Annotated in this window: 23 protein-coding genes; 18 read left to right on the top strand and 5 right to left on the bottom strand. The window is 55.0% G+C overall.

Annotated elements, in window-relative coordinates:
* Positions 1-20 precede the first annotated feature (20 nt).
* The 8 genes from flgE (at position 21) to flgL (ending at position 8378) form a co-directional block, all read left to right on the top strand.
* Complete coding sequence (gene flgE, locus F3J28_RS09135) at positions 21-1271, top strand: flagellar hook protein FlgE (RefSeq protein WP_166875174.1); 1251 nt, start codon at positions 21-23, stop codon at positions 1269-1271.
* A gap of 20 nt (positions 1272-1291) precedes the next feature.
* On the top strand, positions 1292-2047 hold the full coding sequence (locus F3J28_RS09130) for a flagellar basal body rod protein FlgF (protein WP_008453495.1): 756 nt from the start codon (positions 1292-1294) through the stop codon (positions 2045-2047).
* Positions 2048-2077: 30 nt separating this feature from the next.
* The gene (flgG, locus tag F3J28_RS09125) at positions 2078-2860 is read left to right on the top strand and encodes a flagellar basal-body rod protein FlgG (RefSeq protein ID WP_039291854.1); all 783 of its coding nucleotides are present in this window, start codon (positions 2078-2080) and stop codon (positions 2858-2860) included.
* 55 nt (positions 2861-2915) lie between these two features.
* Positions 2916-3611 (top strand): flagellar basal body L-ring protein FlgH, encoded by a 696-nt coding sequence (locus F3J28_RS09120; RefSeq protein WP_085938871.1) that lies wholly within the window; start codon positions 2916-2918, stop codon positions 3609-3611.
* Positions 3612-3622: 11 nt separating this feature from the next.
* Complete coding sequence (locus tag F3J28_RS09115; protein ID WP_008453489.1) at positions 3623-4720, top strand: flagellar basal body P-ring protein FlgI; 1098 nt, start codon at positions 3623-3625, stop codon at positions 4718-4720.
* Positions 4720-5664, top strand: a complete 945-nt coding sequence (flgJ, locus tag F3J28_RS09110; RefSeq protein WP_008453487.1) for a flagellar assembly peptidoglycan hydrolase FlgJ — start codon at positions 4720-4722, stop codon at positions 5662-5664. Before F3J28_RS09115 ends, flgJ begins: the two co-directional genes overlap by 1 nt.
* Positions 5665-5739: 75 nt before the next feature.
* Positions 5740-7395: a flagellar hook-associated protein FlgK gene (gene flgK, locus F3J28_RS09105; RefSeq protein WP_008453485.1), complete on the top strand. Its 1656-nt coding sequence runs from the start codon at positions 5740-5742 to the stop codon at positions 7393-7395.
* Between the two features lie 14 nt (positions 7396-7409).
* Positions 7410-8378, top strand: a complete 969-nt coding sequence (flgL, locus tag F3J28_RS09100) for a flagellar hook-associated protein FlgL (protein WP_008453482.1) — start codon at positions 7410-7412, stop codon at positions 8376-8378.
* Between the two features lie 86 nt (positions 8379-8464).
* On the opposite strand, the gene F3J28_RS09095 is transcribed toward flgL, so the two are convergent.
* From F3J28_RS09095 to rne, 4 genes are all read right to left on the bottom strand, one after another.
* Positions 8465-8647: a DUF1869 domain-containing protein gene (locus F3J28_RS09095; protein ID WP_008453480.1), complete on the bottom strand. Its 183-nt coding sequence runs from the start codon at positions 8645-8647 to the stop codon at positions 8465-8467.
* A gap of 5 nt (positions 8648-8652) precedes the next feature.
* On the bottom strand, positions 8653-9003 hold the full coding sequence (locus tag F3J28_RS09090; protein WP_166875171.1) for a TehB family protein: 351 nt from the start codon (positions 9001-9003) through the stop codon (positions 8653-8655).
* A gap of 16 nt (positions 9004-9019) precedes the next feature.
* Positions 9020-9349 (bottom strand): TehB family protein, encoded by a 330-nt coding sequence (locus F3J28_RS09085; protein ID WP_008453477.1) that lies wholly within the window; start codon positions 9347-9349, stop codon positions 9020-9022.
* A 175-nt stretch (positions 9350-9524) separates the two neighbouring features.
* Entirely contained in the window at positions 9525-12773 is a 3249-nt protein-coding gene (rne, locus tag F3J28_RS09080) for a ribonuclease E (RefSeq protein ID WP_166875168.1), read from the bottom strand.
* Positions 12774-13342: 569 nt separating this feature from the next.
* On the opposite strand from rne, the gene rluC reads away from it, so the two are divergent.
* On the top strand, positions 13343-14296 hold the full coding sequence (gene rluC, locus F3J28_RS09075; protein ID WP_166876534.1) for a 23S rRNA pseudouridine(955/2504/2580) synthase RluC: 954 nt from the start codon (positions 13343-13345) through the stop codon (positions 14294-14296).
* A gap of 34 nt (positions 14297-14330) precedes the next feature.
* On the opposite strand, the gene F3J28_RS09070 is transcribed toward rluC, so the two are convergent.
* A complete protein-coding gene (locus tag F3J28_RS09070) occupies positions 14331-14915 on the bottom strand; it encodes a Maf family protein (protein WP_166875165.1) in 585 nt (194 codons plus the stop codon).
* 232 nt (positions 14916-15147) lie between these two features.
* On the opposite strand from F3J28_RS09070, the gene yceD reads away from it, so the two are divergent.
* The 9 genes from yceD (at position 15148) to pabC (ending at position 22186) form a co-directional block, all read left to right on the top strand.
* The gene (gene yceD / locus F3J28_RS09065) at positions 15148-15669 is read left to right on the top strand and encodes a 23S rRNA accumulation protein YceD (RefSeq protein WP_166875162.1); all 522 of its coding nucleotides are present in this window, start codon (positions 15148-15150) and stop codon (positions 15667-15669) included.
* A 16-nt stretch (positions 15670-15685) separates the two neighbouring features.
* The gene (gene rpmF / locus F3J28_RS09060; protein ID WP_008453470.1) at positions 15686-15856 is read left to right on the top strand and encodes a 50S ribosomal protein L32; all 171 of its coding nucleotides are present in this window, start codon (positions 15686-15688) and stop codon (positions 15854-15856) included.
* A gap of 12 nt (positions 15857-15868) precedes the next feature.
* The gene (gene plsX / locus F3J28_RS09055; protein ID WP_166875161.1) at positions 15869-16903 is read left to right on the top strand and encodes a phosphate acyltransferase PlsX; all 1035 of its coding nucleotides are present in this window, start codon (positions 15869-15871) and stop codon (positions 16901-16903) included.
* Positions 16904-16909: 6 nt separating this feature from the next.
* Positions 16910-17863: a beta-ketoacyl-ACP synthase III gene (locus F3J28_RS09050; protein ID WP_039291889.1), complete on the top strand. Its 954-nt coding sequence runs from the start codon at positions 16910-16912 to the stop codon at positions 17861-17863.
* A gap of 17 nt (positions 17864-17880) precedes the next feature.
* Complete coding sequence (fabD, locus tag F3J28_RS09045) at positions 17881-18810, top strand: ACP S-malonyltransferase (protein WP_166875160.1); 930 nt, start codon at positions 17881-17883, stop codon at positions 18808-18810.
* A 13-nt stretch (positions 18811-18823) separates the two neighbouring features.
* Positions 18824-19558: a 3-oxoacyl-ACP reductase FabG gene (fabG, locus tag F3J28_RS09040; protein WP_008453466.1), complete on the top strand. Its 735-nt coding sequence runs from the start codon at positions 18824-18826 to the stop codon at positions 19556-19558.
* A 154-nt stretch (positions 19559-19712) separates the two neighbouring features.
* Positions 19713-19949: an acyl carrier protein gene (acpP, locus tag F3J28_RS09035; RefSeq protein ID WP_004157115.1), complete on the top strand. Its 237-nt coding sequence runs from the start codon at positions 19713-19715 to the stop codon at positions 19947-19949.
* A gap of 85 nt (positions 19950-20034) precedes the next feature.
* A complete protein-coding gene (gene fabF, locus F3J28_RS09030) occupies positions 20035-21276 on the top strand; it encodes a beta-ketoacyl-ACP synthase II (protein WP_166875159.1) in 1242 nt (413 codons plus the stop codon).
* Positions 21277-21385: 109 nt separating this feature from the next.
* Positions 21386-22186 (top strand): aminodeoxychorismate lyase, encoded by an 801-nt coding sequence (gene pabC / locus F3J28_RS09025; protein WP_166875157.1) that lies wholly within the window; start codon positions 21386-21388, stop codon positions 22184-22186.
* Positions 22187-22190: the final 4 nt, after the last annotated feature.

Below are 22190 nucleotides of genomic sequence, written 5' to 3'. Positions count from 1 at the left end.
AACCTAAGCAGGAGTAAGACATGGCGTTTTCTCAAGCGGTCAGCGGCTTAAATGCTGCGGCCACCAACCTGGACGTGATTGGTAACAACATTGCCAACTCCGCCACCTACGGTTTTAAATCAGGTTCGGTCTCTTTTGCCGATATGTTCGCAGGCTCTAAAGTGGGTCTGGGCGTTAAAGTCGCGGGCGTGACCCAGAACTTTGGCGACGGGACTACCACCGGGACCGGTCGTGGCCTGGACGTCGCTATCAGCCAGAACGGCTTCTTCCGCCTGGTAGACAGCTCAGGCTCGGTGTTCTATAGCCGTAACGGCCAGTTCAAGCTGGATGAAAACCGTAACCTGGTGAACATGCAGGGCCTGCAGCTGACAGGTTACCCGGCAACCGGCACGCCACCAACCATCCAACAGGGCGCCAACCCGGTAGGCTTGTCGATCCCGAACACGCTGATGCCGGCGAAGACCACCACCACTGCGTCCCAGCAGATCAACCTGAACTCTACCGATAAGACCCCGACCGTAACGCCGTTCGACCCTACCAATGCGAACAGCTACAACAAGAAGGGCACGGTCACCGTTTATGACAGCCAGGGTAACGCCCATGGTATGGATGTTTACTACGTTAAGAGCGCGGATAACGCCTGGCAGGTTTACACCAAAGACTCTTCCGTAGCGGGTTCTACGGCAACGTCCGCCGGGTTTATGCGTTTCGACAATAACGGCAACCTGCAGGGGATTACTGCCAATGCTGCCGATCCGATTCCAAACCCGAACACGCTGCCAACCAGCATCAACGTGACCACCGGCGTCACCAACGGCGCGACACCTGCGACCTTCGCGCTGAGCTTCCAGAACTCCATGCAGCAGAACACCGGGTCTAACAACATCGTGGCGACCAACCAGAACGGCTACAAGCCGGGTGACCTGACGTCTTATCAGATTAACGACGATGGCACCGTGGTCGGGAACTACTCCAACGAGCAGACCCAGCTTCTGGGGCAAATCGTGCTGTCCAACTTTGCGAACCCTGAAGGTTTGCAGTCCCAGGGCGATAACGTCTGGACCGCAAGCAACTCTTCCGGTGTTGCGTTGCTGGGCCTGGCGGGCACCGGTAACTTCGGAACCCTGACCAGCGGCGCGCTGGAGTCTTCGAACGTGGATCTGAGTAAAGAACTGGTCAACATGATCGTCGCGCAGCGTAACTATCAGTCGAACGCGCAGACCATCAAAACCCAGGACCAGATCCTCAACACCCTGGTTAACCTGCGCTAAGCGCCTGAAGGGACGGCTTAATGGATCATGCAATCTACACCGCCATGGGCGCTGCCAGCCAGACGCTGAATCAACAGTCAGTCACGGCGAGCAACATGGCGAACGCTTCCACACCGGGCTTCCGCGCGCAGCTTAATGCTTTGCGTGCTGTCCCGGTGGAAGGGCTTTCTCTGCCAACTCGTACCCTGGTGATTGCCTCAACGCCAGGGGCTGATATGACGCCTGGTCAGCTGGACTACACCTCGCGCCCGATGGACGTTGCTTTGCAGCAGGATGGCTGGCTGGCGGTGCAGACGCAGGACGGCGGAGAAGGCTATACCCGCAACGGTAACATTCAGGTCAGCCCTGCCGGTCAGTTGACCATTGGTGGCCGGCCCGTTATCGGTGAAGGTGGCCCGATTGCGGTGCCGGAAGGTTCGCAGCTTACCATCGCCGCGGACGGAACTATCTCCGCGCTGAACCCGGGCGACCCGCCAAATACCGTGGCGCCGATTGGCCGACTGAAGCTGGTGAAAGCCACACAGCAGGAGGTGGTGCGCGGTGATGACGGGCTGTTTCGTTTGAACCCCGCCGCCCAGGCGACACGCGGTGCCATCGCGCAGGCCGACCCAACGATTAAGGTGATGTCCGGCGTACTGGAAGGCAGCAACGTCAAACCGGCAGAGGCGATGGCGGATATGATCGCCAACGCCCGTCGTTTTGAGATGCAGATGAAAGTTATCGCCAACGTTGATGAAAACGAACAGCGCGCTAACACGCTGCTGCAAATGACCTAACGCCCGGCTTACTTATTACAGGATTCAAACATGATCAATTCTTTATGGATCGCCAAAACGGGCCTTGATGCACAGCAAACCAATATGGATGTGATTGCCAACAACCTGGCAAACGTCTCCACCAATGGTTTCAAGCGTCAACGCGCCGTGTTTGAAGATTTGCTTTATCAAACCATTCGCCAGCCGGGGGCTCAGTCTTCTGAGCAGACGACGCTGCCGTCTGGTTTACAGATCGGGACCGGCGTTCGTCCGGTGGCCACCGAGCGTCTGCACAGCCAGGGCAACCTGTCTAAAACGGACAACAGCAAAGATGTGGCCATCAAAGGCGAAGGTTTCTTCCAGGTTCTGCTGCCGGACGGTACCGCCGCCTATACGCGCGACGGTTCTTTCCAGGTTGACCAAAATGGACAGCTGGTGACGGCGGGCGGTTTCCAGGTGCAGCCTGCGATTACCGTGCCGGCAAACGCGCTGAGCCTGACTATCGGCCGTGACGGTGTGGTGAGCGCGACTCTGCAAGGGCAGACCGCGCCGGTGCAGGTAGGGCAGCTGAACCTGACGACCTTTATGAACGACACCGGCCTGGAAAGTATTGGTGAAAACCTTTACACCGAAACGCAGGCATCCGGTGCGCCAAACGATTCCACGCCGGGATTGAACGGCGCAGGTCTGCTCTATCAGGGCTATGTTGAGACCTCAAACGTAAACGTTGCTGAAGAGCTGGTAAACATGATCCAGGTTCAGCGCGCTTACGAAATCAACAGCAAAGCGGTCAGCACCACCGACCAGATGCTGCAAAAACTGACGCAAATGTAAGGCGTTTGCCGACGCGTGAAAGCGCGTCGGCTGCCGTGACCTGAAGATGAAAGCAATGCAAAACCCAATGGTGCTCCGTCCTGTTCTCCTGAGTCTGGTGTTTGCCGTAAGCGGCTGCGCCTTAGTGCCTAGTAAACCACTGGTTGAAGGGGCCACGACCGCGCAGCCGGTGCCTGGTCCTTCGCCAACGATTAACGGATCAATATTCCAGACCGCACAGCCGATGAACTACGGTTATCAGCCGCTGTTTGAAGACCGTCGTCCACGTAATATCGGCGACACTCTGACCATCCAGCTTCAGGAAAACGTCAGCGCCAGTAAGAGCTCCTCGGCGAACGCCAGCCGCGATGGAAAATCGGCCCTCGGCTTCGACACGGTCCCGACTTTTGCTTCGGGGCTATTGGGAGGAGGGAAAGCTGACCTGAGCGCTTCCGGCAGCAATGGCTTTAACGGTAAAGGCGGCGCCAACGCCAGCAACACCTTCAGCGGCACGCTGACGGTGACGGTCGATCAGGTGCTGGCCAACGGAAACCTGCACGTCGTAGGTGAGAAACAGATTGCCATCAACCAGGGGACGGAGTTTATCCGCTTCTCTGGCGTAGTGAACCCGCGCACCATCAGCGGCAGCAACACCGTTGCGTCGACCCAAGTGGCGGATGCCCGAATTGAGTATGTCGGTAACGGCTACATTAATGAAGCGCAGAATATGGGCTGGCTGCAGCGCTTCTTCCTTAACGTATCGCCGATGTAAGCGAGGGTACCATGGTGAAATATTTATTCGGGTTGGTTGTGCTGCTGACAGCGGCTTATGCATCAGCTGACCGCATTCGCGATCTGACCACCGTGCAGGGCGTGCGTGAAAACTCCCTGATTGGCTATGGCCTGGTGGTTGGGCTGGACGGCACCGGTGACCAGACGACGCAAACGCCGTTTACCACCCAAAGCCTGAACAACATGCTTTCCCAGCTGGGTATTACCGTGCCGACCGGCACCAATATGCAGCTGAAAAACGTGGCAGCGGTGATGGTGACGGCAAAATACCCGGCGTTCGCGCGAGCAGGGCAAAACATTGATGTTGTTGTTTCGTCCATGGGTAATGCGAAGAGCCTGCGCGGCGGGACTCTCTTAATGACGCCGCTCAAAGGCGTGGATAATCAGGTTTATGCCCTGGCGCAGGGTAACGTGCTGGTGGGCGGTGCGGGCGCTGCTGCCGGTGGCAGCAGCGTGCAGGTGAACCAGCTTAACGGCGGGCGTATCACCGGCGGCGCGGTTGTAGAGCGTGAACTGGCCGGGACTTTCGGCAACGGCAACACCCTCAACCTGCAGCTTAACGATGATGACTTCAGCCTGGCCCAGCGGATCACCGACACCATTAACCGCTCCCGTGGCTTCGGCAGCGCAACTGCGCTGGATGGCCGTACGATCCAGATCCGCGTGCCAAGCGGCGGTAGCTCTCAGGTTCGTCTGCTGGCAGATATCCAAAACCTTGAAGTGAGTATGCCGGTGCAGGATGCGCGCGTGGTGATCAACTCTCGCACGGGTTCCGTGGTGATGAACCGCGAAGTGACTCTGGATAACTGCGCCGTTGCGCAGGGGAACCTGTCGGTGACCGTAAATCGTCAGAATCAGGTCAGCCAGCCTAATACGCCATTTGGCGGCGGCCAGACCGTGGTGACGCCGCAAACGCAGATCGACCTGCGTCAGAGCGGTGGCTCGGTACAGCGCGTTAATTCCAGCGCCAACCTGAATAATGTCGTCCGTGCGTTAAATGCGCTGGGGGCCACGCCTATCGATCTGATGTCTATCCTGCAATCCATGCAAAGCGCAGGCTGCCTGCGTGCAAAACTGGAAATCATCTAATGCTGACTGACGCCCGTTCACTTGCCAATGCCGCGTTTGACGCCAACTCGCTCAATGATTTAAAGGCGAAGGCCGGACAAGATCCTAAGGGCAACCTGAAAGAGGTGGCTCATCAGGTGGAAGGGATGTTCGTGCAGATGATGCTGAAAAGCATGCGTGAGGCGCTGCCGAAAGACGGTCTGTTCAGCAGCGAGTCCACGCGGATGTACACCAGCATGTATGACCAGCAGATAGCCCAACAGCTGAGTGCGAAAGGGCTGGGGCTGGCGGATGCGATGGTTAAGCAAATGAGTAACGAGCAGGTCGAGCCATCGGAAACGGCAGGTCAGGTACCGATGAAACTCGACCCGCAAACGGTCACCAGCTACCAGAACCAGACGCTAACGCAAATGGTGCGTCAGGCCGTGCCTCGCGCGCCTTCTAACGAAGAGCCGATGAGCGGAGACAGCAAAGACTTCCTGGCACAGCTCTCGCTGCCGGCGCGTCTGGCCAGTGAGGCCAGCGGCATTCCGCACCACCTGATTCTGGCGCAGGCCGCGCTCGAGTCCGGCTGGGGCCAGCGTCAGATCCGCACCGAAAAAGGTGAACCGAGCTTCAACCTGTTCGGGGTTAAGGCAACGCCGGGCTGGAAAGGAGCGACCACGGAAATCACCACCACCGAATTTGAAAACGGTGAGGCGAAGAAGGTGAAAGCGAAGTTCCGCGTTTACAGCTCTTACCTGGAAGCGCTTTCTGACTACGTTGGCTTGCTGACGAAAAACCCGCGCTATGCTGCCGTGACAAATGCGTCTTCAGCAGAGCAGGGTGCTCAGGCGCTGCAAAACGCCGGTTACGCCACGGATCCAAACTACGCACGTAAGTTGACCGGCATGATCCAGCAGCTGAAAGCCATGAGCGACAAGGTTTCCAAAGCCTACAGCACTGATTTGTCGAATTTGTTCTGAAGAGACTCAAGTCCCGTGGCCTGCTGCCGATAATAGGTAGCAGAACCTTTGACCACACGCTATCAAGGAACCTTCATGTCCAATAGCCTGATTAACAGCGCCATGAGTGGCCTGAGTGCTGCCCAGGCGGCATTAAGCACCGTCGGCAATAACATTTCGAACTATAACGTAAGCGGTTATACCCGCCAGACGACGATTCTGTCCCAGTCCAAAAGCACCCTGACCGGGGGCGGCTATATTGGCAATGGCGTGTATGTTAACGGCGTGCAGCGTGAGTACGACTCCTTTATCACTAACCAGCTGCGTGCGGCCCAGACGCAAAGCAGCGGGCTGACAACCCAGTATCAGCAGATGTCAAAAATCGACAACATACTGTCCGGGACGACCAACTCGCTGTCAAAAACCATGCAGGATTTCTTCTCCGGCCTGCAGACGCTGACCAGTAATGCTCAGGATCCTGCGGCTCGTCAGGCGCTGCTGGGCAAAGCGGATGGTCTGGTAAACCAGTTTAAGGTCACCGACCAGTACCTGCGCGATCAGGACAAGCAGGTTAACCTGTCGATCAGCAGCAGCGTGGACCAAATCAACACCTACGCTAAGCAAATTGCGAATCTGAACGACCAGATCTCACGCCTGAAAGGTGTGGGCGCGGGTTCAGCGCCAAATGACCTGCTGGATCAGCGCGATCAGCTGGTTAGCCAGCTCAACCAAATTGTTGGCGTAGACGTCAGCGTGCAGGATGGTGGTACGTACAACGTATCTATCGGCAATGGTATTAGCCTGGTGCAGGGCGACACGGCTAACCAACTGGCGGCGGTTAACTCCAGCGCCGATCCTTCCCGTACGACAGTCGCTTTTGTCGATCCGATTGCCGGTAAAGTGGAAATTCCAGAAAGCCAGCTGAATACAGGTTCTCTGGGTGGGCTGTTTACCTTCCGTACTCAGGATTTGGACAGCGCTCGTAACCGTCTGGGCCAGATGGCTCAGGCCTTTGCGACGGCCATGAACAGCCAGCACACCCAGGGCTATGATGCCAACGGCGACAAAGGTACCAACCTGTTTACCGTCGGTGGCCCAACAGTCCTGAGCAACAGCCGCAATACCAGCGGCACGCAGCTGACCGCGACCACCACCGACAGCAAGCAGATTCAGGCCAGTGATTATAAGGTTGAGTTTGTGGGCGGAAACTGGAAAGTGACCCGTCTGTCGGACAACGCCAACATTAATCCCGGTGCGACAACGGACGCAAGCGGCAACGTCAGCCTGAACTTTGACGGGCTGAAAGTTGGCGTGAGCGGCACGCCTGCCAACAACGAGAGCTTCACCGTTAAACCGGTATCCGACGCGGTAGTGAACATGAGCCTGGCCGTGAAAGATGAGTCGAAACTGGCGCTGGCAAGCGATCCTACCGCCGGCAAGAGCGATAACCGTAACGCTCAGGCCATGTTGGATCTGCAGAACTCTAAGCAGGTCGAAGGCAACAAGTCGTTCAACGATGCGTATGCCACTCTGGTCAGCGACGTGGGTAACAAAACGGCAAGCCTGAAAGTGACTAGTACGACTCAGGGGAATGTGGTGACGCAGCTCACCAAGCAGCAGCAATCTATCTCGGGGGTTAGCCTCGATGAAGAGTATGGCAACCTGCAGCGTTACCAGCAGTATTATATGGCTAACGCCCAGGTCCTTCAGACTGCATCATCGCTGTTTGATGCGTTGCTGAACATTCGCTAACGGGAGCCAGCGTCATGCGTATTAGTACCCAAATGTTATATGACCAGAACATGCGCGGCATTAGCGACGCGCAGAGTTTATGGCTGAGTTATGGCGAGCAGATGAGCACCGGTAACCGAGTTAACCGGCCATCAGATGATCCTGTTGCAGCGTCTCAGGCGGTGGTGCTTTCCCAGGCTCAGTCGATGAACGACCAGTACAAACTGGCGCGTACCTTTGCGACGCAGAAGGTTTCGCTGGAAGAGAGCGTTTTGCAGCAAACGGTCTCTTCAATTCAAAGTGCTCAGGAGAAAGTTGTTTATGCTGCCAGCAGCGGAACGTTGAGTGATGACGACCGTGCCTCGCTGGCAACCGATCTCGAAGGTATTCGCAACCAAATACTGAACCTGGCGAACAGTACCGACGGGAACGGTCGTTTTATTTTTGCTGGTTATAAAACTGAAGCAGCACCGTTTACCGGCGGGGCAGGTAGCATCACCTATCAGGGAGGAACGCTTCCAATTACCCAACAGGTTGATACCTCCCGAACCATGACAATTGGGCATACCGGCAATGATGTTTTCAATCGCATCTCCAGTAACGCCACGCCGGAGCCCGATGGCTCGCCGAGCGAGACCAACATCTTTAATATGCTGGACTCTGCTATCGCAGCCTTGAAAACGCCAACGGCCGGGTTGGACGATGCAGGTAAGAAAGCCCTTGATGCGGCCGTCGCGAAAACAAACCGTGGGCTGAGCAATGCCCTGAGCAATGTGTCTACCGTGCGCGCTGAGTTAGGTACCCAGCTTAATGAGCTGAGCAAACTGGATGACCTCGGTAATGAAAGAGCGCTGGCGCAAACTGACCAAATGAGTCAGCTGGTCGGCGCCGACTGGACGGCAACCGTCTCTAACTATGTTCAGCAGCAGGCTGCGCTTCAGGCCTCTTATAAAGTTTTCACTGATTTGCAAGGCATGTCACTGTTCCAGCTTAACAGCCGATAGCCTTCAACGTTTTGGGCGCGTTATGAAACTGAACGCGCTTTATATGCCCGCTTCCGCACCCCGGAGCGGGCTTTTTTTTGTGCATTTCACCAGCCGCAAACTTCGTGTTCATCTTCAGTGTCATAAGCGCGGACGGTGTTGACCAGCTCTTTGACCACTTCGGCGGCGACGTCCGGGATCAGCAGCGTCATTGGCGTTTCGGTCTCGTAATCGACCGAGACGCCGTTGCTGTTGTTGGTGACGCTGACGGTATAAGTTGCTTTGCCCATCATGATTACCTCTGGCTGTTAACCACTTTACCCAGGCCGTTGCCTTCCAGTTTTGCTTCAGGAGAGGCGAAGAAGTCGATATTGAAATAAGTGTCGTCGGTCAGAAGCTCAATGCGGTGCCACTTCTGCGGCGGAGAAATTGCAAAGGTGCCTGCCTCAATAACGATTTCCACGTCGGGTGTTGTTGAATCGGCGTCGGGAAAACCAAAATATTTCACTGCGCCCTGCATCACTGAGAGGCGGCCAAAGACGCCCGCTTTGGTATTGTGATGGGTAAATAAAGCGGCAGGGGCGGTCTCTTTAGTCCAGAACGGCGTGGCGCGGGTATGTAGATAGTTTTTGGGAATAGTCAGCATAATTAGATTCCTTCTGTCATGACATGGAGCGGAGCACTTCCGGGGCGACAAAAAAGTCGATGTTAAAGACGGCGTCGTCGGTGAGCAGCTCGAGGTGATGCCATTTCTCTGGCGGGAATACGCCGAAGTGACCTGCCTCAACAATCAGTTCTGTTTCTGGCTCTGGCGAAGTGGCATCGGCATAGCCCAGGTAGCGAACCTTTCCTTGCATGACGCTCAGGCGAGGGTACACGCCGGGGCGCGTGCCTTTATCGAGATGTCGCTGAAACAGGCCCGCGGGGGCGGAGTTTTTATCCCAGAAGGGAGAAGAGCGGGTGTGAATGCAGTTCTGCGGTACAGGGAGCATGGTGCGTTTCTCCTCAATAAGTTCTGCAAGCATTACATCATACAATTAGCTACAGTGTTTATCATAAAGTGCATTTTAAATACATCTTATTGGCTGGCAATTTTCTTGCTCATTGATCGGGTTGAGGAAATAAAAAAGCCGGTCAGGTGACCGGCTTTTGACATAGCGCTGAAGATTACTCCACGCTTTGTGGGCGAGTGGCTGGCGCCGTAGCCTGATGGCTGGCGCTGTGCCCGCCGGCAGAGCCTTTCCCGCTGAAGCCGAAGTCCGGGCGAACCCAGTCGCTAGAGCGCGGTGCTTCAGGCGTATATTCCGGAGCCGGAGCGCGGGTCATTGGCGCTGTAGCGTGCTTAGCGGCAGCAGAAGATTCGGTGTTAACCTCTGGCGTCACAGGCGTTGCTTCAATCACAGGCGCTGCTTCCACAACAGGTTTTACTTCTTCAACTACTGCAACCGGCGCTTCTTCAACCGCTGGAGCCTCTTCAATCGCTGGAGCTTCTGCAGCTACCGGCGCTGGTTCGCTGACTTCTGCGATCGCCTGAGCAGTTTCTTCCTCTGCAGGCGAAACCTGTGCCACGATCTCTGCGACAGGCGCTTCATCCACTTCGGCAACCGGCTGCAGCTGTTCAGCCACCGGTGCTTCAATCACTTCTGGATGAGCTGTTTCCACCACGGCAGGTTCAATAACGGTTTCCACCGCTTTCACCGGCTCGATGACCATGACGTCTTCAACACGGGCTTCTACTGCTGCAGCCTCAGCGACGTTAACGTGCTGAACGTCTTCGTGAGCCTGGAACGCCTCTTCCTGAGCAAGCTGATCGTGTGGACGGGCAACAGGGTAGGTGATGAACACTTTCCCGGATGCCAGCTCTGGAGAGGCGCATGCTGCTGCCAGTGGCATCGGGGATACCGCCGGGTAACGCTCATCACGATAGCGACGACGGCGCTGGCCGCTGACACGCAGGTGACGAGGAGAGCGACGTGAACGACGCGGCATACCGGCAGTATCGCGGTTTTCACCGTTTTCATCCTGCTGTTCTGCATTTACTGGAGCTTCTACAACCGCAGGCAGTGCAATCGGTGCCTGCTCGGTGCTGGCCTGCACAACCTGAGTTTCTTCTACTGCAGGAGCATCGGCAGATTCAAAGCGAACTTTCTGGTTCAGCTGGCGCGGTTTACGGCGCTGCATAACCTGAGTGCGTTCTTCCTGCTCGGCATCCTGCTCGACAACATTGTCCTGCTGCAGGGCTTTGACTTCCTGCTGCGCCTGACGTTTTTCATCAGAGCGACGGCGGTTACGCTCGCGACGTGGCTGTTGCTCGTCACGGGACTTCTGCTGTTTTTCAGCATCGTCAACGGCAGCAACAACGTTCTGGCGTGATTCACGGACTTCCGCATTTTGCTGTTGACCGTTACGACGGTTGCGACGATTGTCGTCACGACCTTCACGCGGTTCGCGAGCTTCACGGGCTTCATTGTTGCGGTCATCGCGGTTGTTGCGATTATCACGGTTGTCGCGATCGCGGTTGTTACGGTCCCCACGGTCATTACGATCGCCACGATCGCGGCGGTTGTTCTGACGGCGGTTATTGTTACGACGATCCTGACGCGGATTTTCAGAGTCGGTCGCTTTCTCTTCCTTCACTTCTTTCACTTCAGCGGCAGAGGTGTCGCCGGCGAAGAGTTTTTTCAGTGCAGAGAAGAAGCGGCTAACCAGGCCCGGCTGTGCAGCGGCATCAGCTTTTGGCTGAGCGGCTGGTTTTGCGGCGACAACAGCAGATTTCTCCGCCGTGGTTTCCTGTGGCGCAGGTGGCACCTCTGGCATGACAAAGGTGGCCAGTGCAGGCTGCTCAGGGCGCTTACGCTCGGTGTACTCTTCGTCAGACGGCACCGCCATCTCTTCTTCATGCAGCTTAGGCAGCATGTAGCTCAGCGTCTGGGTTTCTTCGCCTTTACGCACGCGCAGTACGGAGTAGTGCGGGGTTTCCATCTGATCGTTTGGCACGATAATCGCGCGCACGCCGCCCTGGCGTTTTTCAATGGCGCTTACCGCATCACGTTTTTCGTTCAGCAGGTAAGAGGCGATTGGCACAGGAACAATGGCGTGAACTTCTTTGGTGTTCTCCTTCAGCGCTTCTTCTTCAATCAGACGCAGAATGGAGAGCGACAGGGATTCGTTATCGCGAATGGTGCCGGTACCGCTACAGCGAGGGCAGACGTGGTGGCTGGACTCGCCAAGAGAAGGGCTCAGACGCTGACGCGACATTTCCAGCAGGCCGAAACGTGAGATATGGCTGATCTGGATGCGGGCTCTGTCTTGACGCACGGCTTCACGCAGGCGGTTTTCAACCGCGCGCTGGTGGCGAACCGGCGTCATGTCGATGAAGTCGATAACGATCAGGCCGCCGAGGTCACGCAGGCGCAGCTGACGGGCAATTTCATCGGCCGCTTCAAGGTTAGTGTTGAAAGCGGTTTCTTCGATATCGCCGCCGCGGGTTGCACGCGCGGAGTTGATGTCGATGGCGGTCAAGGCCTCGGTAGTATCAATAACGATAGAACCGCCGGACGGCAGACGGACTTCACGCTGGAAGGCGGACTCAATCTGCGACTCAATCTGGTAGTGGCTGAACAGCGGAATTTCACCGGTGTAGAGCTTAATTTTGCTGCTGAAATCCGGGCGGCCCAGGGCGGCGATGTGCTGGCGAGCCAGCTCAAGCACTTTCGGGTTGTCGATCAGGATTTCACCGATGTCCTGGCGCAGGTAGTCGCGGAAGGCGCGAACAATAACGTTGCTCTCCTGGTGAATCAGGAAAGGAGCAGGGCGGTTTTCAGCGGCTTTCTGAATGGCTTCCCAGTGCTTCAGGCGGAAGCTCAGATCCCACTGCAGCGCTTCTGCAGATTTGCCCACACCCGCGGTACGTACGATAAGACCCATACCGTCCGGCAGTTCAAGGGAAGAAAGCGCTTCTTTTAATTCGGTACGGTCATCACCTTCGATACGACGAGAAATGCCGCCGGCGCGAGGGTTATTTGGCATCAGAACCAGATAGCTGCCTGCAAGGCTGATAAAGGTGGTTAAGGCTGCGCCTTTGTTACCGCGTTCTTCTTTATCAATCTGGACGATCACTTCCTGGCCTTCGCGCAGAACATCTTTAATGTTCGGACGACCGTGGGAAGCGTAGTTCGAAGGGAAGTATTCGCGAGCGATCTCTTTCAGAGGGAGGAAACCGTGTCTTTCTGCGCCATAATCAACAAACGCCGCTTCCAGACTTGGTTCAATACGGGTGATTTTGCCTTTATAGATGTTTGCTTTTTTCTGTTCGTGCCCTGGGCTTTCAATATCCAGATCGTACAGACGTTGCCCATCTACAAGGGCGACACGCAACTCTTCTTGCTGAGTTGCGTTAATTAACATTCTTTTCATCGTAACTTACTCATTATTCTTACATTGGCGACAGAGCTGCGGGCATGGTGACGCTAACCGGGAGTGAACCGATGGCCTCGTGACTAAACGCGTGTCGCCAACCTCACGGTTGTCGTTTGCTGAGAGGCGCAAAGTGTCGGTTGCCTGTATTTCATACGGAAATACAGCGCAATTATCGTGGGAATAACCTTAGAATATTTCTTAAGAGTTGATTCCATATTACCGGTCAGGCTGCAACCCGCAGCCCGCTAACTGCCTGAAAGTACAATACGTCTTACGCCATTGCTGCGTGGATGGACGTTCAGGCAAAATGGGTATTCCGCAAACTTTCTTGTTCTAACAAGATTCAACACGGAAAACCGCAACATTATTCCACTGCTAACCTTGTTATAGCAAGATGACTTTTGCTATTAGCGTCCTGTTTCTTACAGTTTTTTAACCGCTATTTTAACCTCGCCACAAAGGGGATGAAAAAAGGCGGTCTGGACGGTTTAAAACAGAACAGATTGTCAGTTAAGCACATAAAAATGAGTGGCGCTATGCGCCAGGGCTATTTAGAATCGCCGACCATGAAAACAGAGACTCCATCAGTAAAAATCGTTGCAATTTCCGCCGATGAGGCCGGGCAGCGTATCGACAACTTTTTGCTCGCCCGCCTGAAAGGCGTGCCAAAAAGCATGATTTATCGCATCGTGCGCAAAGGTGAAGTGCGGGTAAATAAAAAACGCATCAAGCCAGAGTACAAACTTGAAGCAGGCGATGAAGTGCGCATTCCGCCGGTGCGCGTTGCCGAGCGTGAGGAAGAAGCCGTTTCTCCGCATTTGCAAAAAGTCGCTGCGCTGACCGATGTCATTCTTTATGAAGACGACCACATTCTGGTGCTAAACAAGCCTTCTGGTACTGCGGTACACGGCGGTAGCGGCCTGAGCTTCGGGGTGATTGAAGGGCTGCGCGCCCTGCGCCCGGAAGCGCGCTTTCTTGAGCTTGTGCATCGCCTTGACCGCGATACGTCCGGCGTTCTGCTGGTCGCTAAAAAACGCTCTGCGCTGCGCTCGCTTCATGAACAACTGCGCGATAAAGGCATGCAGAAGGATTACCTTGCGCTGGTGCGCGGGCAATGGCAGTCGCACGTAAAAGTCGTACAGGCGCCGCTGTTGAAAAATATCCTGCAAAGCGGGGAGCGCATCGTGAGAGTGAATAGTGAAGGCAAGCCTTCTGAGACTCGCTTCAAGGTGGAAGAGCGCTACGAATTTGCGACGCTGGTTCGCTGCAGTCCGGTTACCGGGCGCACGCATCAAATTCGTGTGCATACTCTCCACGCGGGCCATCCGATCGCCTTTGACGATCGTTACGGTGACCGCGAGTTTGATAAGCAGCTTGCGGGCACCGGGCTCAACCGTCTGTTCCTCCACGCTGCCGCGCTGAAGTTTACCCACCCGAATACCGGGGAGGTGATTCGCATTGAAGCGCCGCTGGACGATCAGTTAAAGCGCTGCCTGCAGGTTTTACGCAACGCTAAATAAAGAAAAATGCTCCGCTTTGACGGAGCATTTTTTATTACGCCAACAGCGGGTTACAGTCTTCGTTGCGCAGCATTTCGCACAGGCTGATGAGCGGCAGCCCGATTAAGGTATTGGGATCTTTCCCCTCAAGCCTTTCGAACAGCGTGATGCCCAATCCTTCGCTTTTAAAACTCCCGGCACAGTTGAGTGGCTGCTCTTTTTGCACGTAGCGGCGAATTTCATCCTCCGTCAAATGACGAAAATGAACATCAAAAGGCTCGCACAGCGTTTGTAGCTGCCCGTTGGCAGAATTATACAGAGCCAGCCCGGTATAAAAGGTCACGATAGTGCCCCGGGCCAGCAACAGCTGCTGTACGGCATTCTCTTCCGTGTGTGGTTTTCCCGTTATGTGGTTATTCAGAACACAAACCTGATCGGAACCGATAATAAGGTGGTGCGGGAAGCGTTCCTTTAATGCCTGCGCTTTGGCCTGGGCGAGACGGGTCACTAAATGGCGTGCATCTTCTCCCTGGTATGGCGTCTCATCGACCTCTGGTGACGCAGTGATGAAAGGCATGCCGAGCTTTTCAAGCAGGCTGTGGCGAAAGGGGGAGGTGGAAGCCAGAACAATCGGTTTCATATTTTTTTCATTAAAGATAGCGAATTGGATGAAGGCATTTTAAACTGTGCCACCGCAATGTGTGCGAATATACCCGTCATATTTTAAGCCGCAGGGGCGTTACCTGTACTCACTTAGCTGAGCTGGGCGTCTGCCTGCAACTTAAACTATTTAGGGTAGAAATGGCAAAAGGCGCTGTTTCCAGGCCTTTTTCTTTGACTCTATGACGTTACAAAGTTAATATGCGCGCCCTATGCAAAAGGTAAAATTACCCCTGACTCTTGATCCGGTTCGTACGGCTCAAAAACGCCTTGATTACGAAGGAGTGTATGCTTCCGATCAGGTTGAGCGTATCGCCGAGTCTGTAGTCAGTGTGGATACTGATGTAGAATGCTCCATGAGATTCGCTATCGATAACCAGCGCCTCTCGGTCTTGACCGGCGATGCAAAGGTGACGGTAACGCTCGAATGCCAGCGTTGCGGGAAACCGTTTGTGCATCATGTTCACACAACGTATTGTTTCAGTCCGGTCCGCTCTGACGAACAGGCTGAAGCACTCCCGGAAGCGTATGAGCCGATTGAGGTTAACGAATTCGGTGAAATCGATCTGCGGGCGCTGGTGGAAGATGAAGTTATCCTCTCCCTGCCTGTAGTTCCGGTGCATGATTCTGAACACTGTGAAGTGTCCGAGGCGGACATGGTCTTTGGCGAACTGCCTCCAGAGGCGGAAAAACCAAACCCATTTGCCGTATTAGCCAGTTTAAAGCGTAAGTAATTGAGGAGTAAGGTCCATGGCCGTACAACAGAATAAACCAACCCGTTCCAAACGTGGCATGCGTCGTTCCCATGACGCGCTGACCACCGCCACCCTGTCCGTGGACAAAGTTTCTGGCGAAACTCATCTGCGTCACCACATCACTGCCGACGGTTTCTACCGCGGCCGCAAGGTTATCGCTAAGTAATCTGGCGCAACCTTGAGACGTCTAACCCTAGCGTTAGATGCCATGGGTGGGGACTTCGGTCCTTCCGTGACAGTGCCTGCAGCTTTGCAGGCACTGGACTCTAACTCTTCGCTTAATCTTCTTTTAGTCGGCAATCCCGACGCAATCACGCCATTACTTGCCAAAGCTGATTTCGAGCAACGCTCACGTCTGCAGATTATTCCTGCGGAATCGGTTATTGCCAGTGATGCCAGACCTTCTCAGGCGATCCGTGCCAGCCGAGGATCGTCAATGCGCGTTGCGCTGGAGTTGGTTAAAGAAGGGCGGGCAGAGGCTTGCGTCAGTGCCGGGAATACCGGTGCGCTGATGGGGCTTGCGAAGTTACTGCTCAAGCCGATAGACGGAATAGAGCGTCCGGCGCTGATGACGGTATTACCTCATCAGCAAAAAGGTAAAACGGTGGTGCTTGATCTCGGCGCCAACGTTGACTGCGACAGCACGATGCTGGTGCAGTTTGCCATTATGGGTTCCGTGATGGCCGAAGAAGTATTGGGTATTTCTCGCCCGCGCGTTGCGCTGCTGAATATCGGCGAAGAAGAGACGAAGGGGCTGGACAGTATCCGCGACGCCTCTGCATTATTAAAAACAATGCCTTCATTGCACTATATTGGATACCTTGAGGCCAACGAATTGCTCACCGGCAAGACGGACGTTCTGGTCTGTGACGGTTTTGTCGGCAACGTCACACTCAAGACGATGGAAGGTGTTGTCAGGATGTTCCTTTCACTGCTCAAATCGCAGGGGGAAGGAAAAAAAAGGTCGTGGTGGCTGATAATATTGAAGAAGTGGCTACAAAAGCGTCTGATAAGGCGATTCGGTCACCTCAACCCCGACCAGTATAATGGCGCCTGTCTGTTAGGATTGCGCGGCACGGTGATTAAGAGCCACGGTGCGGCCAATCAGCGAGCGTTTGCTGTCGCGATTGAACAGGCAGTGCAGGCGGTGCGGCGGCAAGTTCCCACCAGAATTGCTGCCCGCCTGGAATCTGTATTACCCAAGAGTGACTGAGCGTAAATGCATACGAAGATTATTGGTACCGGCAGCTTCCTGCCTGAGCAAGTGCGTACTAACGCTGACCTGGAAAAAATGGTTGATACGACCGACGAGTGGATTGTCACCCGGACTGGTATTCGCGAGCGTCGTATTGCGGGCCCGAATGAAACCGTTTCAACCATGGGTTATGAAGCCGCGCTTCATGCACTGGACATGGCCGGCATTGATAAAAATGACATCGGCCTGATTGTTGTAGCGACAACCTCTTCCACGCACGCTTTCCCAAGCGCAGCCTGTCAGATTCAGGCGATGCTGGGAATTAAAGGCTGTCCGGCGTTTGATGTGGCGGCGGCATGCGCAGGCTTTACCTACGCGTTAAGCATTGCCGATCAGTACGTGAAATCTGGCGCAGTGAAAAATGCGCTGGTTATCGGGGCCGATGTTCTGGCTCGTACCTGCGATCCTGAAGATCGCAGTACCATTATTATTTTTGGCGACGGCGCGGGCGCCGTTGTGCTAGGGGCGTCTGAAGAGCCTGGTATCATTTCTACCCATCTGCACGCAGACGGTAGCTACGGTGACCTGCTGACGCTGCCGAACGTCGATCGCGTGAATCCTGAGAATTCAGTTCACCTGACGATGGCCGGGAACGAAGTGTTTAAAGTTGCGGTGACCGAACTGGCTCATATCGTCGACGAAACCCTGGCTGCGAATAACCTCGATCGCACCGCGCTCGACTGGCTGGTACCGCATCAGGCTAACCTGCGCATCATCAGCGCGACCGCGAAGAAGCTCGGTATGCCGATGGATAATGTCGTCGTGACCCTGGATCGTCATGGCAATACCTCTGCTGCATCCGTCCCGGCTGCGCTGGATGAAGCGGTACGCGATGGCCGTATTAAACGCGGTCAGCTGGTGCTGCTGGAAGCGTTCGGGGGCGGTTTCACCTGGGGCTCTGCACTGGTTCGTTTTTGATTAAAGGAATTTTCGACATGACGCAATTTGCTATGGTGTTTCCGGGACAGGGTTCCCAGTCCGTTGGCATGCTGGCCGATCTCGCGGCAAGCTATCCGGTGATTGAAGCCACGTTCCGCGAAGCCTCTGACGCGCTGGGCTATGACCTGTGGGCGCTGACCCAGCAAGGGCCAGCGGAAGAGCTGAACAAAACCTGGCAGACTCAGCCGGCCCTGTTGACGGCTTCTGTTGCTTTGTGGCGCGTTTGGCAGCAGCAGGGCGGTAAAGCGCCTGCGCTGTTAGCAGGCCACAGCCTGGGCGAGTATTCCGCGCTGGTGTGTGCTGGCGTAATTGATTTCGCCGATGCTGTTCGCCTGGTTGAGCTGCGCGGCAAGCTGATGCAGGATGCCGTTCCGGAAGGGACTGGCGCGATGTCTGCCATTATCGGTCTGGACGATGCTTCTATTGCCAAAGCCTGTGAAGAGTCAGCACAGGGGCAGGTGGTTTCTCCGGTGAACTTTAACTCTCCGGGTCAGGTCGTAATTGCCGGTAACAAAGAAGCCGTTGAGCGTGCAGGCGCTGCCTGTAAAGCAGCGGGCGCAAAGCGTGCTCTGCCATTGCCGGTTAGCGTGCCGTCCCACTGCGCACTGATGAAGCCTGCGGCGGATAAGCTGGCGGTAGCGCTGGAAAACATCACCTTTAACGCACCGGTAATTCCGGTTGTGAACAACGTTGACGTGAAGTGTGAAACTGCGGCGGAAGCTATCCGTAGCGCGCTGGTACGTCAGCTCTATAGCCCGGTTCAATGGACTAAATCCGTGGAATTTATGGCGGCGCAGGGCGTTTCCCAACTGCTGGAAGTCGGCCCAGGTAAAGTATTGACCGGGCTGACCAAACGTATTGTTGACACCATGACGGCAACGGCCATTAATGAGCCTGCAACGCTGTCAGCGGCGCTTGAACAATAAAACGAGGAAAACCATGAGTTTTGAAGGAAAAATTGCGCTGGTTACCGGCGCTAGCCGCGGTATCGGCCGCGCTATCGCCGAGACCTTAGTGGCTCGCGGGGCAAAAGTTATCGGGACTGCGACCAGCGAAAGCGGCGCGCAGGCCATCAGCGATTATCTGGGCGAAAACGGCAAAGGCTTCATGCTGAACGTGACCGACCCGGCTTCCATTGAAGCCGTGCTGGACAGCATCCGCAAAGAGTTTGGTGAAGTAGACATTCTGGTGAACAACGCCGGTATCACTCGCGATAACCTGCTGATGCGCATGAAAGAAGACGAGTGGAACGACATTGTCGAAACTAACCTGTCATCTGTTTTCCGTCTGTCAAAAGCGGTAATGCGCGCTATGATGAAAAAGCGTCATGGGCGTATTATCACTATCGGTTCTGTGGTTGGTACCATGGGAAATGCTGGTCAGGCTAACTACGCTGCGGCGAAGGCTGGTTTGATTGGCTTCAGTAAATCGCTGGCGCGCGAAGTCGCGTCTCGCGGTATTACTGTGAACGTTGTTGCTCCGGGCTTTATTGAAACGGACATGACGCGTGCGCTCTCTGATGAACAGCGTGCGGGTATTCTGGCGCAGGTTCCTGCGGGTCGCTTAGGCGACGCAAATGAAATCGCCAGTGCAGTAGCATTTTTAGCCTCTGACGAAGCTGGGTACATCTCTGGTGAGACCCTGCACGTCAACGGCGGAATGTATATGGTTTAATCACGGTGAAAAATATTTGCGTTATTTGGGCGAATGCCCGCAAAATAGCGTAAAATCGTGGTTTGACCAGCCGGGATTTGGTTGCATCTTTTTCAACATTTTATACACTACGAAAACCATCGCGAAAGCGAGTTTTGATAGGAAATTTAAGAGTATGAGCACTATCGAAGAACGCGTTAAGAAAATCATTGGCGAACAACTGGGCGTTAAGCAAGAAGAAGTAGTGAACACCGCTTCCTTCGTTGAGGACCTGGGCGCTGATTCTCTTGACACCGTTGAGCTGGTAATGGCTCTGGAAGAAGAGTTTGATACTGAGATTCCGGACGAAGAAGCTGAGAAAATCACCACCGTTCAGGCTGCCATTGATTACATCAACGGCCACCAGGCGTAAGTGAACATCTCCAGGCGGTCATTCGACCGCCTGAGTTTTATCTGAATTGTCCCACTAGTATTTTTTCCCTCCCTGGAGGACAAACGTGTCTAAGCGTCGTGTAGTTGTGACCGGACTGGGCATGTTGTCTCCTGTCGGCAATACCGTAGAGTCTACCTGGAAAGCTCTCCTTGCCGGTCAGAGTGGCATCAGCCTGATCGACCATTTCGATACTAGCGCCTATGCAACGAAATTTGCTGGCTTAGTAAAGGATTTTAACTGTGAAGACATCATCTCGCGCAAAGATCAGCGCAAGATGGATGAATTCATTCAATATGGAATTGTTGCTGGCATTCAGGCCATGCAGGATTCTGGCCTCGAAGTAACGGAAGAAAACGCGGCCCGCATTGGCGCTGCAATCGGCTCTGGTATCGGTGGCCTGACGCTTATTGAAGAGAACCACTCTGCGTTAGTCAACGGTGGCCCTCGTAAGATCAGCCCGTTCTTCGTGCCTTCGACCATCGTTAACATGGTGGCAGGTCACCTGACCATCATGTTGGGTCTGCGTGGTCCGAGCATTTCCATCGCCACGGCTTGTACCTCTGGCGTACACAACATCGGCCATGCGGCACGTATCATTGCCTATGGTGATGCAGACGCAATGCTGGCAGGTGGTGCCGAAAAAGCCAGTAGCCCACTGGGCGTAGGTGGCTTTGGCGCGGCGCGTGCACTGTCTACCCGTAACGACAACCCGCAGGCGGCAAGCCGCCCGTGGGATAAAGATCGTGACGGCTTCGTACTGGGTGACGGCGCAGGCGTCATCGTACTGGAAGAGTACGAACACGCTAAAAAACGCGGTGCGAAAATTTATGCAGAAGTTGTTGGCTTTGGTATGAGCAGCGATGCGTACCACATGACTTCTCCACCAGAAAACGGTGCAGGTGCTGCGCTGGCGATGGAAAACGCACTGCGCGATGCAGGGATTTCTGCAGGGCAGGTTGGCTACGTCAACGCCCACGGTACCTCTACACCGGCAGGTGATAAAGCTGAAACGCAGGCGGTTAAGTCTATCTTTGGTGCCGATGCAAGCCGTGTGATGGTGAGCTCAACTAAATCGATGACGGGCCACCTGTTAGGTGCGGCGGGTGCGGTAGAGTCTATCTATTCCATCCTTGCGCTGCGCGATCAGGCCGTGCCACCAACCATCAACCTTGATAACCCGGATGTTGGCTGTGACCTGGACTTCGTGCCACACGAAGCTCGTCAGGTAAGCGGCCTGGAGTACACCCTGTGTAACTCCTTCGGTTTCGGTGGTACCAACGGTTCGTTGATCTTCAAGAAGATCTAACCGTTTCTGAAAGGGCCCGCTTGCGGGCCCTTTTGCTGTTCAGAATTCCCCTCTTGTCGCCCGTAAATCCCTCTGGCAACCTTGTGTCTCCGTATCCTGAGGAATCCCTATGTATCTTATTAATGGTCAGTGGCAGGAAACGCTGCCGGCAAACGACCGGGCGATTCAGTTTGGCGACGGCTGCTTTACTACCGCCCGTGTTATTGATGGTGGAGTTCGCTTTCAGGCAGATCATCTTCGCCGCCTGCAGCAGGCCTGCGAAGCGCTGATGATAGGGCCGGTTGACTGGGCCATGCTCAGTGATGAGATGGACATGCTGGCGGCCTCAGAAACCAAAGCCGTGCTCAAGGTGATTATTTCTCGCGGGGCGGGCGGGCGCGGTTACAGCGCATCGAACTGCACACAGCCTACGCGAATGCTCTCTCTGTCGCCTTACCCTGACTTTTATCCCGCCTGGCGCGAGCAGGGGATTAGGCTCGCGCTCAGCCCGGTAAAATTAGGCATCAATCCTGCGCTGGCAGGCATTAAACATCTTAACCGGCTTGAACAGGTTCTTATTCGTACGCATCTTGAACAGACGGCGGCCCAGGAGGCGCTGGTTCTTGACAGTCAGGGGAGCCTGGTGGAATGCTGTGCGGCTAATTTATTCTGGCGCAAAGGCTACGACGTTTATACGCCGTGTATTAACGGTGCGGGCGTGAATGGCACGATGCGCCAGCACATTATTGCGTGCCTGACGGATTCGTCCTGGCGACTGCATGAGGTCAGCGAAGGTCTGGAAACCCTGGCCGATGCGGATGAAGCGATCGTTTGCAATGCGCTAATGCCGGTTGTACCGGTGAACCAGGCCCAGGACTGGGACTACACATCGCGTGAACTTTACTGTTTTTTAGCCCCACTTTGTGAGTAACCGA

Origin of the sequence: Enterobacter sp. Ap-1006 (assembly GCF_011752835.1) — a bacterium.
In the GTDB taxonomy this organism is placed as follows: domain Bacteria; phylum Pseudomonadota; class Gammaproteobacteria; order Enterobacterales; family Enterobacteriaceae; genus Cedecea.
This window is presented reverse-complemented; position numbering and strand designations above follow the sequence as displayed.